This window comes from Lonsdalea quercina subsp. quercina, from assembly GCF_000688655.1.
Lineage (GTDB): Bacteria > Pseudomonadota > Gammaproteobacteria > Enterobacterales > Enterobacteriaceae > Lonsdalea > Lonsdalea quercina.
The window spans coordinates 24127-39883 of the sequence record NZ_JIBO01000008.1 but is presented as its reverse complement, the minus strand read 5'-3'; the positions used below and the strand labels follow the sequence as shown (position 1 = coordinate 39883).

The window sequence follows — 15757 nt, the reverse complement described above, 5'->3', positions numbered from 1 at the left end:
TTAGCCCGATCCCCGACAGAATATAAATATAGCGTTGGGAATATCAGGCAAAGGTATGTGGATTTTTACGGTCGGGCCTCTTCCGACCGTAAATCCCCTCTCTTTTAACTGATGCATCAAATAGCCGCCTCTTTTCTTCTTTTTTCCACCCATCAAGTTTTTTCTTATTTGTCATGCTAATCGCGTGTATTTTTCGTTTTGGTCAGTAACAAACAGGAATAGCTAACGTGGCAGACGATAGCGATCTGGAAAAAACAGAGGCCCCCACAGCCCACCGAACGGAAAAAGCCCGCGAGGAAGGTCAAGTTCCTCGATCCCGTGAATTGACATCTATTCTCATGCTCATTATTGGGCTGGGGATATTGTGGATGACCGGTGAAATGATGTACCAGAGGCTTGGCACGATGCTGAGCCAGGGATTGTATTTCAATCATGACATCATCAATGACAACAAGCAGATGGGGCGCCATGTTTTCGCCTTGCTGAAACTCGCTGCGATGGCTCTGGTTCCAATCATGCTGGGAATGGTCCTGGTCGCCATTGGCGCGCCGGTTATGTTGGGCGGTCTGGTGTTTAGTACCAAATCCATCGAGTTCAGTCTTGAAAAGCTCGACCCGATTGCGGGGCTTAAACGACTGTTCTCGTCACAGATGCTGGCCGAGTTGTTCAAAGCGATCATCAAAGCGGTCGTCGTCGGTTTTGTGACAGGGCTGTTTCTCTGGCACAAATGGCCGGAGATTCTGCGTTTGATTTCAGAGCCGCTGGTCACGGCGCTTGGCGATGCACTGGAGCTGGCGATTTACTGTGGTTTTCTGGTACTGCTTAGTATGATACCGATGGTGGCCTTTGACGTCTTTTGGCAGATCTGGAGTCACTTAAAAAAACTGCGTATGAGTAAGCAGGATATTCGGGACGAGTTCAAACAGAACGAAGGCGACCCACATATCAAGGGACGTATTCGTCAGATGCAGCGAGCGATTGCTCAACGGCGCATGATGGCTGATGTACCTAAAGCCGATGTGATTGTGACTAACCCGACGCATTACGCGGTCGCGCTGCAATACAACGACAAAAAGATGAGCGCGCCTAAAGTGCTAGCCAAAGGCGCCGGAGATATCGCTCTGAAGATTCGTGAAATCGGCGCTGAACATCGCGTACCGACGCTGGAGGCGCCGCCGTTGGCAAGGGCGCTCTACAAGCACGCTGACATAGGAAAAAGCATCCCAGCAACACTGTATGCGGCTGTTGCCGAAGTGCTGGTCTGGGTTTACCAAATTAAACGTTGGAAACGTGAAGGCGGGCTGACACCGCAAAAACCAACTCATTTATCTGTGCCAGATTCACTGGACTTCGCAAAAGAGAACACGACTGATGGCTAATCTGGCTTCATTGCTACGCTTGCCAGGCAACTTGAAAGACACGCAGTGGCAGGTTTTGGCAGGACCGATCCTGATTTTAATGATCCTGTCGATGATGGTGCTACCGCTGCCACCATTTATTCTGGATCTGCTGTTTACCTTCAACATCGCGCTTTCTGTCATGGTGCTCCTCGTCGCCATGTTCACCCAGCGTACGCTGGAGTTTGCCGCATTTCCGACGATTCTGCTCTTTTCCACGCTGTTACGTTTGTCGCTTAACGTCGCTTCTACGCGAATCATTCTGATGGAAGGTCACACGGGAGCCGGAGCTGCAGGGAAGGTCGTTGAAGCTTTCGGCCNCTTCCTGGTGGGCGGTAACTTCGCCATCGGTATCGTCGTGTTTATCATCCTGGTCTTGATCAACTTCATGGTCATCACCAAAGGTGCCGGGCGTATCGCCGAAGTCGGCGCTCGTTTCGTGCTGGACGGGATGCCGGGTAAGCAGATGGCGATAGACGCCGATCTTAATGCCGGCCTCATTGGCGAAGCCGAAGCGAAAAAGCGGCGTTCGGATGTGACCCAGGAAGCTGATTTTTACGGCTCGATGGATGGTGCTAGCAAGTTTGTACGCGGCGACGCCATCGCAGGGCTGATGATCATGGCCATCAATATAATCGGTGGTCTGTTAGTTGGGGTTATTCAGCACAACATGGATCTGGGGCACGCCGCTCAGAGCTATACGCTGTTGACCATCGGTGATGGTTTGGTCGCACAGATCCCGGCGTTGGTGATTTCTACCGCGGCTGGTGTGATCGTGACTCGTGTTAGCACCGAGCAAGATGTCGGCGAGCAGATGGTCACCCAGCTGTTCAGTAATCCGAAGGTTATGGTGCTGAGTGCCGGCGTACTGGGGCTGATTGGCCTGGTTCCGGGCATGCCTAACTTCGTCTTTCTGCTGTTTACCGCAATATTGCTAGGCGTTGCTTGGNGGACGCGAGGGAAAGCTGAACAAAAAGCGACCGCAGCGGCGGCAGAGCCTGCCCTGGCGGAAAGTCAACAGCAGCAAATCGTTGAAGCGAGTTGGGATGACGTACAGCTGGAAGACCAGCTCGGTCTTGAAGTGGGTTATCGTCTTATCCCGATGGTGGACTTTCAACAAAACGGAGAACTGCTGGGACGTATTAGAAGTATTCGTAAAAAATTCGCGCAGGAAATCGGCTTCTTACCTCCGGTTGTCCACATTCGAGATAACCTTGAACTGCAGCCCGCAGGTTACCGCATCCTGATGAAAGGGGTTGAGATCGGTAGTGGGGAAGCTCATCCGGGCCGTTGGATGGCGATTAACCCCGGTAGCGCCATAGGTAAATTGACCGGCGAAATCACGAAAGACCCCGCATTTGGTCTGCCTGCCGTATGGATTGAAAGCGCGTTGAAAGATCAGGCGCAGGCGCAGGGCTTTACGGTCGTTGAGTCCAGTACCGTCGTGGCGACTCACCTGAACCATTTGATCAATGTCTACGCCAGCGAGCTGTTTGGTCGTCAGGAAGCGCAGCAGCTGATGGATCGCGTCACGAAAGATATGCCGAAGCTGGCCGATGACTTTATCCCGAATGTCGTCACGCTGACGGTACTGCACAAGGTGTTGCAAAACCTGCTGGCTGAGCGTGTGTCCATCCGTGACATGTGTACGATTCTGGAAACCTTGTCAGAGCATGCAGCGATCCAGAAAGACCCGAATGAGCTTACCGTGGTTGTTCGTGTAGCACTAGGCCGCGCCATCACCCAGCAATGGTTCCCGGGGAATGATGATATTCAGGTGATTGGTCTGGAGTCGTCGCTGGAGCGCGTATTGCTGCAGGCGATGCAGAACGGCGGCGGTTTGGAGCCGGGGCTGGCCGACAGGCTGCTTTCCCAGGCTCAGGATGCGGTTCAACATCAGGAAGCGCTGGGCGCGCCGCCAGTTCTGCTGGTCACGCACGCACTTCGCCCTCTGCTGTCGCGATTCCTGCGCCGCAGCCTGCCGCAGCTGATTGTCCTTTCCAATCAGGAAATTACCGATACCCGTCAAATTCGCATGACGTCAGTCATTGGCGGGTCAGGGCAGTGAAACGTTTTGCCTTAATGCTGTTATTGGCGACTGGCTTCGTGAATGCGGTCGCCGCAAATAAGCAACCTGTATGGGAAGGCGCTAATCTGCTGATCAGTCAGAAAGGTATCGCCAAACGTTCAGCTTTGCTTCATGCAAACGGCTCCTTTCCAAAAGGGGCCGTTTTGACCTCGGTCCTCTGGCGTTATGAACTGTTGTCACGCAATTCGACAGGTCTTCACGCCTCACTTTGTATTCCAGGGCAGTGTGTTCGTCTGAATGGGCAAAATGGAAGTACGGAAATGTTTGCGGGATTGTCGGCGGAGACGCCTTTCTATCTGGTATTTCATGTTCCTGGGAAAGGCGCTTTACGGCAGCCTATGCGAGTCACGAAATACCAGCTGATTGTCAACTACGCCAAAAAATAACGTCGCTGCTTTGAATGATGTCTTAGACGCTGAACTTGCGTCCCAGGTGCGTACCCGTGTTCTTGGCCTGACCATTCGGGCCGTAAATTCCCTGACTCTGTTTTTGTTCCAGAAAACCCAGCAGCTGCTGGTTATTTTCCAACTGAGCATTAAGCAACAGGCCGTTGCGGTGGTTGTTCTGACTCAGCTCGCGAGTAAGTTCATGTATCCGAGACCACTGAGCATTCAATTGGGGAGAGTCGGGGTAGGGAGGGCGAATCGACAACTGCGCATCCAGCGTCAGGCGCTGGTTATCAAAATGCTTGAGAATGGATAGTTGCTCATTCTTATTCTCAGTCACCCGATGCAAAAACGACGGATTGACCTGGCGCGCACTGAGTTCATCCTGCTCTTGAGAGAGAATGTCCTTAAGCGACACAAGGCTATTCAGCATCTGTTCCAAAACTTCATTCATTTGCATGGGCCAACGTTGCCTTTTAATAATCTAATCAGTAAGTTGTCTGTACTTCGCTCAGCAGGGCATCGGCGATTTTACCCACGTCGACTTCCAGCTTGCCGTCCTTGATAGCCTGCTTCAGGGTATCGACTTTTTCCATATCGATGTCCTGGCTGCTCGGCTGCAACAGGCTGGACTGAGTCTCGCTCAGGCTGACCTGCGTCTGACCGCTGGTGCTCGCTGCACTGCTGGAAGAAGTAGATTTACTTTTTGTGGCGTGAAGTAAATCCGCTTCCGTATTTTGTATTGATTTTACTCCAGATACCGGACGAGTACTATCAATGCTCATGAGGCCTCCCTACTTACAAATATGATATCGGTATAGTGACTGAATACTTATATCGGACGATCCACCCGAAGCTTTAACGCTTATTGTACAATTTTTACCAGCCCTTTTTCAGCCGCTATTCCAGTAATAATTTGTCCAGATTCCATGCGAATCCTGACGACGTCGTTGAGCGCGGCGTTATCCATGGATTTCCCCTCGCTGACGATGCTAAATCCGTCTCCCGAAACCGTGACTTTCACGGTTTCGCCCATTTTGATGGCCCAGGGATTTCGCAACATGTTGGCAGAGATAGGCTGTCCGGCGCCAATCATGCGAATGCTGATAGCACCCACGGCGAGCGTGGGGTCCGCCAGCGGCGATACGCTCAATGCGTCAAGACGGCCGCGTTGCAGCGCGACGTCTTCAGCCTGAATTTTCTGTTTGGGCGGTATCGGACGGGTGGCGACAAGGTATGGCGCAGTCACCTCAACACTCGCCTGCAGAAAATGGCGAGTGGTCCCGCACATGGCTCGAATGCTGAGGGTGCCCCATATTTTCTTTCTTGAAGGCAGCGACAGCTGAGGCTCAGAGCATAATTCAATTCTTTCGATCGGTGTTTTAACAATGACATTGACTTCAGCAGAGGGAACGTAGAGCTGTCCCTGAATAAACGTCTTGATTTGAGCCGTAATCTGGTCGCGGTCAGCGGCCGCTGCCGGGGGCAGTGAGATAAGGAAAAAAATCTTACATAAGATTAATTTGCGCCAAAATCCCATCAAAAATTCCCCTGTCCGTTTTCTCAAATGAAGTCGAGTCGACTGCTGAAGTACACANCATCGCCTGTGCAGTTTACAGAGATGCGGTCTGTGCCAAACGAGAAAATAGCCACTCATTTCCCGTCTATTCCGTCGATAAAGTTGCCGCGCGAAGTTTATCCTGTCTATCGTCACTCTTCTTTAATTACTTTTCCTGAGGGAAAGCATGCTCGACAAATTAGATGCTTCATTCCGCTTCCAGCAGGAAGCGTTGAATTTACGGGCTCAACGCCAGGAGATCCTCTCTGCGAATATCGCTAATGCGGACACTCCAGGTTATCAAGCCCGGGATATAGACTTTTCCAGCGAGCTGAATAAAGCCCTGAAGCAAGGTCGCGCGTCCGGCACAACAACGTCGTTGGCCACCACGTCGGCCCGCCATATCCCCGCATCTACTACGTCAATGCCTGATTTAGATCTGCTCTATCGCGTACCCGACCAGCCGGCCCTGGACGGGAACACCGTAGATATGGACAGAGAACGGACAAATTTCGCAGACAACAGTCTGCGGTATCAAACGGATCTTACGCTGTTAAACGGCCAAATCAAAAGCATGATGTCAGTGTTACAGGATAAATAACGCGTATGTCGCTAATTAATATCTTCGAAATTTCAGGTTCTGCGCTGACCGCGCAGTCCCAACGCATGAATGTAAGCGCCAGTAACCTGGCGAATGCGGATAGCGTGACCGGACCCGATGGCGAGCCATACCGTGCCAAGCAGGTCGTTTTTAAAGTGGCTGCTCCGGATGGACAGGCCATCGGCGGCGTGCAAGTGGACGACGTCGTTGAGGACACCTCTCCAGATAAACTGGTTTATCAACCGGGGAATCCCCTGGCTGATGAACGTGGCTACGTACGTATGCCTAATGTGGATGTTACTGCTGAAATGGTGAACTCCATTTCTGCATCACGCAGCTATCAGGCAAACGTGGAAGTGCTGAACACGGCTAAGTCATTGATGCAGAAAACGCTGACAATAGGCCAATAATAACGTGGGGGAATAGCCATGAGCGTCTCAGTTTCACTTACAGAATCAACAGATAGCAGTAGCGTTAGCACAACAAGCAGTTCGTCCAGTGCGAGCAGCAGTGCCGACCTGCAGAACGAATTTATGACCTTACTGGTTGCGCAGTTGCAAAACCAGGACCCCACCAATCCAATGGACAACAGCCAGCTCACTACACAGCTTGCCCAGATCAGTACGCTGAGCGGCATAGAAAGCATGAACACTACGCTCGGCTCGATTTCCAGCCAGTTGGACACTTCTGAAACCCTACAGGCTAGCTCTCTGATCGGCAACGGCGTTCTGATCCAGGGCAACAGCATTGTAGTCGGCTCTGACAGCTCGACCACTGCATTTGGTGTCGAACTGGCCAATGCAGCGACGGACGTCAATGTAACGATTAAAGACTCGAGCGGTAATACGGTGAAAACCGTAGATCTCGGTGCTCAAAGTGCCGGCGTACAGACCTACAGCTGGGATGGCACGAACGACAGCGGTGGCACCGTCGACGCCGGTACTTACACCTACACGGTGAGTGCGACAGGCTCCGACGGCGCCAGCGTGACAGCGACCCCGCTGAAATATGCGTTGGTCTACGGCGTTAACACGGACTCTTCGGAAGCCGTGTTGAACCTCGGCCTGTCAGGCACAGCGTCGCTCAGCGACGTGAAACAGATTATTTGATTGTGAATCGTGCGGCTGACAAGACAAGCAGACCAGCCGCCTAAAACAACACACAGCAAAACAACTATTTTTAGGAGCATCACCAAATGGGTTTTTCACAAGCGGTCAGCGGATTAAACGCCGCCTCCAGTAATCTGGATGTCATTGGTAACAACATCGCCAACTCAGAAACGACAGGCTTTAAGGGCGCAACGGTTTCTTTCGCGGACATCTTCGCCGATTCGGCCGTCGGCCTGGGTGTTAAGGTCGCCGCCGTGACGCAGAACTTTAACGACGGGACGATCGAGAATACCGACGTCGGCACCGACGTTGCTATTTCAGGTAATGGCTTCTACCGCGTAGCGGATGACGCTGGTTCGGTTTATTACACCCGCAACGGCGAATTTCAGCTGGATGCGGATCGCAACCTGACGACTAAAACCGGCTACTACGTGACGGGTTATTCCGCTACCGGTACGCCGCCGACCATTGCTGCGGGCGCTGAACCGACTACGATTAACATCTCTGCGGGTTCCATCGCCGCTCAGCAGACGTCAACTTCTACCTACGTCGCCAACCTGAACTCCACCACCGATGCGTTGGCTGCCGGTACTACCTTTGACGCGACCGATTCCAGCACTTACTCCTGGACCAAGTCGATGACCACTTATGACAGCCTGGGTAACACCCACGTCATGAACCTCTATTTCTCCAAAACGGCTGACAATACCTGGGAAGTGCACGCGCTGGATAGCAGCGATAGCACGGCGACCGCTCAGGATCTGGGAACGCTGAACTTCAGCACCAGCGGTCAGTTGACCGGAACGACGTCCTTCAACGTCACGACCAACTCGCTGAACGGTTCCGCAGCCAACACCTTCACCATCGACTTTGCCGGCTCAACGCAGCAGAACGCGTCCAGCTCCGAGCTGAGCAAAACGCAGAACGGCTACACCACCGGTAACCTGGTCGAATACGCCATCAATGATGACGGCACCATCAACGGCACCTATTCCAATGGACAGACTCAGCTGTTGGGACAGATTGTTTTGGCGACATTCTCTAACAACCAGGGCCTGAAATCAGAAGGGGATAACGTCTGGAGCGCAACGTCCTCTTCCGGCGAAGCCTCTTTGGGCACAGCAGGCACGGGTCTGTTGGGGTCGTTGACCAGCGGCGCGCTTGAATCATCCAACGTCGATGTCGGCTCTGAATTGGTCAATATGATCGTTGCTCAGCGTAACTATCAGTCCAACGCCCAGACCATCAAGACACAGGATTCCATCCTGAACACCCTGGTTAACCTGCGTTAATTAAGCCACACAAGGTAACGATATGGATCACGCCATATATACAGCGATGGGCGCCGCTAGTCAGACGATGGAACAGCAGTCGGTCATCGCCAACAACCTGGCCAATGTGTCCACGCCCGGTTTCCGGGCGCAGTTGAACGCCATGCGCGCGGTGCCGGTCGAGGGGCCTACGCTCCCAACCCGTACGCTGGTCGTGGCGTCGACTCCGGGTGCAGATATGTCACAGGGGCCGCTGAACTATACGTCTCGTCCACTGGACGTGGCTGTGCAGGACGACGGTTGGTTGGCCGTACAGCTGCCTAACGGCGAAGAAGCCTACACCCGCAATGGTGCTATTCAGCTTGATGAAACCGGTCAGCTCACCATTCAGGGCTATCCGGTCGTCGGCGACGATGGTCCGCTGACGGTGCCGGTGCAGTCCACTGTCNCCATCGCCGCAGACGGAACGATTTCCGCGCTAGGCGACGGCGATGCGCCAAACACGGTTGGAGCGGCGGGCGCGNTGAAGCTGGTCAAGTCAGAACCGAACCAGTTGGTTCGTGGTGATGACGGCCTGTTTCACATCTCCCCTCAGGCTCAGCAGCAAGTCGGCAACGCCTTGCCGGCGGATGACACAGTGAAAGTGATGCCAGGCGTCCTGGAAGGCAGCAATGTGAACTCGACCGAAACGCTGGTTGACATGATCAACAGCGCCCGGCGCTTTGAAATGCAGATGAAAGTGATCACGAACGTCGATCAAAACGCCGAGAGCGCAAACAAGCTGCTGTCTGTTAGTTAATCAATTTTAAGGGTAACACTATGATTCGTTCACTGTGGATTGCAAAAACCGGGCTTGATGCTCAGCAAACCAACATGGATGTCATCTCGAACANCCTCGCTAACGTCAGTACCAACGGCTTTAAGCGTCAGCGCGCGGTTTTCGAAGATCTGCTGTATCAAACGGTTCGTCAGCCGGGTGCTCAGTCTTCGGAGCAAACCAATCTGCCATCTGGTTTGCAGCTGGGTACAGGGGTTCGTCCGGTTTCGACAGAACGTTTGCACAGCCAGGGTAACCTGGAACAGACGGAAAACACCAAAGACATCGCCATCAATGGTCAGGGCTTCTTCCAGGTATTGCTGCCGGACGGCACCACCGCGTATACCCGCGATGGCTCTTTCCAGCTGGATGCGAATGGTCAGATGGTGACGTCCAGCGGCTACCAGGTTCAGCCTGCGATTACCGTGCCAGACACCGCGGTATCCATGACGGTAGCGCGTGACGGTGTGGTAAGCGTGACTGAACAGGGTCAGGCGGCAGCGACACAGATCGGCCAGCTGACGCTCAGCACATTCATCAACCCGACCGGTTTGCAGAGCCTGGGTGAGAACCTGTATCAGGAAACGCAGAGTTCCGGCGCGCCGACAGAGTCGACTCCGGGTCAGAACGGCGCCGGTGTGCTTTATCAGGGTTATGTCGAAACCTCTAACGTCAACGTGGCGGAAGAGCTGGTCGATATGATCCAAGTACAGCGTGCCTACGAAATAAACAGTAAGGCGGTGACGACTTCCGATGCCATGCTACAGCGGCTTACGCAAATTTAAGAAAGCACATTTATGGTGTTAATGAAAAAAGAAGTGAACGCACCGCGCATGCGCGGTGTTCGCCTATGCCGTGCCGGGTGGAAAAATGTCGTCGCACCGGCGCTTATGCTGTCGGTATGCGCTTCATTAGCCGGATGCGCCTATTTCCCGCACAAAGAGCTGGTCGAAGGCGAAACGACGGCGCAGCCTGCGCCGCCTAACCTGGTTGCCACCAACGGATCGATCTTTCAGATGGTTCAGCCGATGAACTACGGCTACCAACCTTTGTTCGAGGACCGTCGTCCCCGTAACGTCGGCGATATCCTGACGATCACCCTGCAGGAAAATGTCAGCGCCAGCAAAAGTTCGAGTGCGAACTCATCCCGTGACGGCTCTGGTTCGCTCGGTGTCACGACAGCACCTCGTCTGTTGCAAGGGCTGTTCGGCAACCAGCGCGCCGACTTCGACGTAGAAGGGAAAAATGACTTTGACGGCTCCGGTGGTGCGACCGCGAAAAACACCTTTACCGGTACGATAACCGTGACGGTGAAAGACGTGCTGAGTAACGGCAACCTGCACGTGGTAGGCGAAAAGCAGATTGCCATCAACCAAGGCGCGGAATATATCCGCTTCTCCGGCATTGTGAATCCAAGAACGATCACCGGATCCAACTCCGTGGTATCCACACAGGTTGCTGATGCCCGGATCGAATATGTCGGCAAAGGCTATATCAATGAAGCCCAGGAAATGGGGTGGCTACAGCGCTTCTTCCTGAACGTTTCACCATTTTAAGAGGTTAATCATGCGGGTTCGTCACCTTATTTTTTCATTTATCACATTATCACTGACGCTCTTGTCATCAGCACACGCCGAGCGTTTACGTGATTTGGTTGATATTCAAGGCGTACGTGATAACCCGCTGATTGGATACGGCCTGGTTGTCGGTCTCGACGGTACGGGCGACCAAACCACTCAGACGCCGTTTACGACGCAGAGTTTGACCAACATGTTGTCTCAGCTAGGGATTACCGTGCCTAGCGGTACCAATATGCAGTTGAAAAACGTTGCGGCGGTCATGGTTACTGCTAACTATCCGGCATTTGCTCGCGCCGGGCAGAAAATTGACGTCGTGGTGTCGTCGTTGGGGTCAGCGAAAAGTCTGCGCGGCGGCACGTTATTGATGACGCCGCTGAAAGGGGTCGATAATCAGGTCTACGCGCTGGCGCAGGGCAACATGCTTGTCGGCGGTGCGGGGGCTTCCTCCGGCGGGAGCCAGGTCAAGGTGAACCAATTGTCCGGCGGCAGAATCAACGGCGGCGCGACCATTGAGCGCGAGCTGCCAACCACGTTTGGCGCTACTAACAATCTGACACTTCAGCTGAAGCAGGAAAACTTCAGCCTGGCGCAGCGCATCAGCGACTCTATCAACCAGTTCAATAGCTCTGGCGTCGCCAGACCGCTTGATGGTCGTACGGTGGAAGTCACTTTACCGTCCGGTAGCACGTCTCAGGTGCGTTTTCTGGCCCAGATTCAGGACATTAATATCAATACCGGCGAAATGGACGCGAAAATCATCATCAACTCTCGTACCGGATCGGTAGTGATGAACCGCAACGTGACGCTCGACTCTTGCGCCATCGCGCAGGGCAATCTGTCCGTTACGGTCAACAACCAGCAAAATGTAAATCAGCCGAACACGCCGCTGGCCGGTGGGCAAACCGTTGTCACCCAGCAGACGCAGATCGATATGCGTCAGGAAGGCGGGGCGCTTCAACGCGTGAATGCGGGCACCAATTTGAACAGCGTGGTTCGTGCGCTTAACTCGCTGGGCGCGACGCCGATGGATCTGATGTCCATCATCCAGGCGATGCACAGCGCGGGCTGCGTCAAGGCGGAAGTGGAAATCATCTAATGATGAAGCTCGATAACACCAGTTCGATCGATCAGGCTTCCGCGGCCTATGACGTCAGATCGCTGAACAAGCTACGCAATGATGCGGTCAAAAACGATCCGTCAGCGCTGAAAAAAGTGGCGAAGCAGGTCGAAGGTTTGTTCGTCAACATGATGTTGAAGAGCATGCGTTCGGCGCTGCCGAAAGACGGCTTGCTCAGCAGCGATCAGACGCGGCTTTATACCAGCATGTATGACCAACAGGTTGCACAAGACCTCTCCGCCAAAGGACTGGGGCTGGCCGACATGATGGTGAAGCAGCTTAGCCGCAATGTGAATGAACTGCCTGACAATGCGGTGGGAACGACGCCAATGCCGGTTAGTAAGGACGACTTTTTAACGTCGTCCGCTTTTACCCCGGCGCTGATGGGCGAGTTTTTGAAGCGTCATAATCCAGACCAGCAGGGTGAGAGCGCAACCAAGGCGCAGCCGGAATTAGCGCCGTCGTCTGAAGACTTTACTCACCGTTTGTCGATGCCTTCCATGATCGCTAGCCTGAAAACCGGTATCCCACATCATCTAATTATGGCGCAGGCCGCGCTGGAGTCGGGCTGGGGAAAACGTGAGATCACGACTAGCGACGGCAAACCCAGCCATAACCTGTTTGGTGTGAAAGCCGGCAGCAACTGGGACGGAAAAGTCACCGAAATCGTCACGACCGAGTTCGAAAACGGTCGTGCCTATAAGGTCAAAGAGAAGTTCCGCGTCTACGATAGCTATTTGGATTCGATCAACGACTACATCTCCCTGCTGACTGACAACGCGCGTTATAAGGGTGTCGTGAATGCGAATAGCGCAGAGGCGGCGGCCTATGAACTGCAGAGAGCAGGCTACGCGACCGATCCGCGTTACGGAGACAAGCTGGTGCAAATTATCGGGCAGATAAAGAACACCACGGAGAAAGCGGTGAAGGCGTATACACACGACATAAGTAACTTATTTTAAACCGCTTTTATTTTTTTATTTTCTTGCTCAAGTTTATGTGGCCCCAGCCGATAACTTTATCAGACACCATTGCCGGTTAGAATTTGTAATATAAAGGAAATTTCATGGCCAGTTCATTGATAAACATTGCGTCGTCAGGCCTGAAAGCTGCGAATGTGGCTATTAGCACCACGTCTAACAATATCAGTAATGTCTATACTGATGGCTACAGCAAACAGAGCGTTTCCCTGGCCCAGAATGCCGGTACGCAAAAGCCTTATGGCACGGTTGGCAATGGCGTGAATGTTGTTTCCGTCGACAGGGCCTATGACTCCCTGGTCACCAGTCAGCTGCGCGCTGCGTCCAGCAACTACGCTGGCACTACCGCTTATTCTGAGCAGGTTTCTCAGATCGACAACCTGTTGTCCGATAGTGACAACAGCCTGTCCACACTGATGTCTTCATTCTTCTCTTCATTGCAGTCGCTCAGCACGAACGCGAGCGACTCTTCTGCGCGTCAGACGGTGATCAGCAGCGCGCAAAGTATGCTAAATCAGTTCAGCAGCACGGATAAATATCTTCAGGATATGGATTCGTCGATTAACTCTGAATTGAAAACCAGCGTGGCGCAGATCAACACCTATTCCAAGCAGATCGCGGATCTGAACGAAAAGATCGTTCAGCTAGGCAGCGGCTCCAGTTCCGCCAACTCCCTGCTGGACCAGCGCGACCAGTTAATCACTGAAATGAGCAAGGTTGTTGGCGTTACGACGACAACTCAGGACAGCATGGTGAGCGTCAGTCTGTCCAACGGCATGACGCTGGTACAGGGCGATAAGTCTTACGACTTGGTGACCGTCACGTCTCCTGACGATCCGTCAAGAGTCGAGGTCGCGTACGACAATGGTATCAGTGATCCGATTCAGCTGAGCGCTGACTCACTGGAAAGCGGCAGCATCAACGGACTGCTGACGTTCCGTACAGAAACGCTGGATAGCGCACGCAACCAGCTGGGGCTCATGGCTTTGACGCTGGCTAACAGTTTCAACACCCAGCATAAGGAAGGCGTTGACCTAAACGGGGACGTTGGAACGGACTTTTTCAGCTTCGCGCAGCCCGGTGTCGTCAGCAATACCAATAACTCCGGCAGCGCCTCTTTAACGGCGACCTTTGCGGATTCGACGGCAGTGAAAGCCAGCGATTATACGTTAAAGTACGCCAATGGCGCCTGGGCGGTTACGCGCAACTCAGACGGCGCGAGCGTTGACTATACCAGCGGCACCGATGACAGCGGCAATCCCATGCTCAGTTTCGATGGCGTCCAGGTCGCGGTGAGCGGTACAGCAAACGCGGGTGACAAATTTACGCTAAACACCGTCAGCGAAGTGATTTCAAACATGTCGGTGGCGATTACCGACCCGGCGAAAATTGCCGCCGCGCTTAATGACGATAGCAGCGGCGAGAGTGATAACCGAAACGCCGCCGCCTTGCTGGCGTTGCAAAGCAGTAACCAGGTCAATGGCAACGCTACCTTCAGCGAAGCCTATGCATCACTGGTCAGTGAAATCGGTGTTAAAACGCAAAGCGCTGAAACCACCGCCACGACGCAATCCAGCATCGTGGAGCAGTTGACTGAAAAGCAGCAGTCGATCTCCGGGGTCAACATGGATGAAGAATATATCGACCTACAGCGCTATCAGGAATACTACACGGCGAACGCCAAAATTTTGTCAACCGCCGGGTCGATTTTTGATTCCTTGCTGGCTGCAATTTCAGGCTAACGAGTGCTTCACCAATTTATTGAAAATAATGTATAAATTCAATTTAAGGACTGTGTTATGCGTCTTAGCTCATCGATGATTTATCAGCAGAACATGCAGAGCATCACGAACGCCTACTCGAAATATCAGAGCGCGGCGTTAGATTTGTCCAATGGACAGCTGGTCAACAAACCATCGGACGATCCCATCGCTTCGTCACAAGCCGTGGTGCTGGCGCAATCACAGTCAACCAACGAGCAGTTCGCGACGGCGCGCGACACAGCGACCACCAACCTGTCTTTGGAATCTACCGTACTGGATCAGGTCACTGACGTAATCCAGAACGTCCAAACCTTGCTGGTCAAAGCGGCGAGCACCACCTACAGCGATTCCGATCGTCAGTCTATGAAGACTGAGCTGCAAGGATACAAAGACCAGTTGCTGACGCTAGCCAATACCACCGACAGCAACGGTAACTACATTTTCGCTGGTTACAAAACCGATACCGCCCCTTTTGTTGAAGACAGCGAAGGTAACGTGAGCTACGTCGGCAGCGATACCCCCGTGAGTCAGAAAGTGGACTCCAGCCGAACGATGACCACGGGCGACACGGGGACAACCATTTTTATGAGCTTGTCTGCGGGTTATAAAACCGAGCCGGATGGTTCTGCCAGTGAAACCAACATGTTCAACAGCATCGACTATGCGTTAACAGCGCTCGATATTCCGCTGGATGAGACCGGTGACGACACTACGAGCAGCGAGTCCTACCAGGCGATGTTTGATAAAGCTAACCGGGGAATGTCCAACTCGCTGGATAACGTGTCAACGGTGCAAGCCACCGTGGGCAGCAAGCTAAACGAATTGACCACATTAGACAGTATTGGCGACAGCCGCGATCTGATCTATTCAGACCGAATGACCAGTTTGAAAGGGTCTGACGTCGACGATATGTATGAAATGATTTCTAACGTCACCATGCAAAAGGTGGCGTTGCAGGCTGCTCAAAGCACATTCTCTTCAATGAAAGGCATGTCGCTGTTTGAGATGAATAGTTAATTAGCATCAAATTTTGGAATACGCTTAAACCGGGCGTATTTGTTTAGGCGGTATCGTCCTGTTTATAGCAGG

Annotated in this window: 17 protein-coding genes; 14 read left to right on the top strand and 3 right to left on the bottom strand. The window is 53.0% G+C overall.

Translation table 11 applies throughout. From position 1 onward, the window contains the following. The first annotated feature begins 227 nt into the window (after positions 1-227). From flhB to RZ35_RS09095, 3 genes are all read left to right on the top strand, one after another. Positions 228-1379 carry a flagellar biosynthesis protein FlhB gene (flhB, locus tag RZ35_RS09105; protein WP_026743024.1) on the top strand — a complete coding sequence of 384 codons (1152 nt, stop codon included), beginning with the start codon at positions 228-230 and terminating at the stop codon, positions 1377-1379. After that, on the top strand, positions 1372-3465 hold the full coding sequence (gene flhA / locus RZ35_RS09100) for a flagellar biosynthesis protein FlhA (RefSeq protein WP_026743023.1): 2094 nt from the start codon (positions 1372-1374) through the stop codon (positions 3463-3465). The genes flhB and flhA overlap by 8 nt, the downstream gene beginning before the upstream one ends. Then, a complete protein-coding gene (locus tag RZ35_RS09095; RefSeq protein WP_139171446.1) occupies positions 3462-3872 on the top strand; it encodes a flagellar protein FlhE in 411 nt (136 codons plus the stop codon). The genes flhA and RZ35_RS09095 overlap by 4 nt, the downstream gene beginning before the upstream one ends. 22 nt (positions 3873-3894) lie before the next feature. Here the strand turns inward: RZ35_RS09095 and RZ35_RS09090 are convergent, their stop codons facing one another. The 3 genes from RZ35_RS09090 to flgA form a co-directional block, all read right to left on the bottom strand. Then, complete coding sequence (locus RZ35_RS09090; RefSeq protein ID WP_026743021.1) at positions 3895-4332, bottom strand: flagella synthesis protein FlgN; 438 nt, start codon at positions 4330-4332, stop codon at positions 3895-3897. Positions 4333-4360: 28 nt separating this feature from the next. Next, positions 4361-4657: a flagellar biosynthesis anti-sigma factor FlgM gene (gene flgM / locus RZ35_RS09085; protein WP_026743020.1), complete on the bottom strand. Its 297-nt coding sequence runs from the start codon at positions 4655-4657 to the stop codon at positions 4361-4363. Between the two features lie 80 nt (positions 4658-4737). Next, positions 4738-5163, bottom strand: coding sequence for a flagellar basal body P-ring formation chaperone FlgA (gene flgA / locus RZ35_RS18675; RefSeq protein ID WP_410425607.1), 426 nt, complete (start codon positions 5161-5163; stop codon positions 4738-4740). A gap of 454 nt (positions 5164-5617) precedes the next feature. Between flgA and flgB the strand changes: the two genes are divergently transcribed. The 11 genes from flgB (at position 5618) to flgL (ending at position 15685) form a co-directional block, all read left to right on the top strand. Continuing rightward, positions 5618-6031 carry a flagellar basal body rod protein FlgB gene (flgB, locus tag RZ35_RS09075; RefSeq protein WP_026743018.1) on the top strand — a complete coding sequence of 138 codons (414 nt, stop codon included), beginning with the start codon at positions 5618-5620 and terminating at the stop codon, positions 6029-6031. Positions 6032-6036: 5 nt separating this feature from the next. Beyond that, a complete protein-coding gene (flgC, locus tag RZ35_RS09070) occupies positions 6037-6441 on the top strand; it encodes a flagellar basal body rod protein FlgC (RefSeq protein ID WP_026741083.1) in 405 nt (134 codons plus the stop codon). Between the two features lie 18 nt (positions 6442-6459). After that, positions 6460-7140, top strand: coding sequence for a flagellar hook assembly protein FlgD (flgD, locus tag RZ35_RS09065; RefSeq protein ID WP_026743017.1), 681 nt, complete (start codon positions 6460-6462; stop codon positions 7138-7140). Between the two features lie 86 nt (positions 7141-7226). Next, a complete protein-coding gene (flgE, locus tag RZ35_RS09060; protein WP_026743016.1) occupies positions 7227-8432 on the top strand; it encodes a flagellar hook protein FlgE in 1206 nt (401 codons plus the stop codon). Positions 8433-8454: 22 nt separating this feature from the next. Then, on the top strand, positions 8455-9210 hold the full coding sequence (locus RZ35_RS09055; RefSeq protein WP_026743015.1) for a flagellar basal body rod protein FlgF: 756 nt from the start codon (positions 8455-8457) through the stop codon (positions 9208-9210). A gap of 20 nt (positions 9211-9230) precedes the next feature. Further along, a complete protein-coding gene (gene flgG, locus RZ35_RS09050) occupies positions 9231-10013 on the top strand; it encodes a flagellar basal-body rod protein FlgG (protein WP_026743014.1) in 783 nt (260 codons plus the stop codon). 105 nt (positions 10014-10118) lie between these two features. After that, positions 10119-10784 (top strand): flagellar basal body L-ring protein FlgH, encoded by a 666-nt coding sequence (locus tag RZ35_RS09045; protein WP_026743013.1) that lies wholly within the window; start codon positions 10119-10121, stop codon positions 10782-10784. A 10-nt stretch (positions 10785-10794) separates the two neighbouring features. Next, positions 10795-11904: a flagellar basal body P-ring protein FlgI gene (locus RZ35_RS09040; protein ID WP_036153053.1), complete on the top strand. Its 1110-nt coding sequence runs from the start codon at positions 10795-10797 to the stop codon at positions 11902-11904. Next, positions 11904-12887 carry a flagellar assembly peptidoglycan hydrolase FlgJ gene (flgJ, locus tag RZ35_RS09035; protein WP_051625529.1) on the top strand — a complete coding sequence of 328 codons (984 nt, stop codon included), beginning with the start codon at positions 11904-11906 and terminating at the stop codon, positions 12885-12887. Before RZ35_RS09040 ends, flgJ begins: the two co-directional genes overlap by 1 nt. A gap of 104 nt (positions 12888-12991) precedes the next feature. Beyond that, a complete protein-coding gene (gene flgK, locus RZ35_RS09030; RefSeq protein WP_026743010.1) occupies positions 12992-14647 on the top strand; it encodes a flagellar hook-associated protein FlgK in 1656 nt (551 codons plus the stop codon). A gap of 57 nt (positions 14648-14704) precedes the next feature. After that, complete coding sequence (gene flgL / locus RZ35_RS09025) at positions 14705-15685, top strand: flagellar hook-associated protein FlgL (RefSeq protein WP_026743009.1); 981 nt, start codon at positions 14705-14707, stop codon at positions 15683-15685. Positions 15686-15757 lie beyond the last annotated feature (72 nt).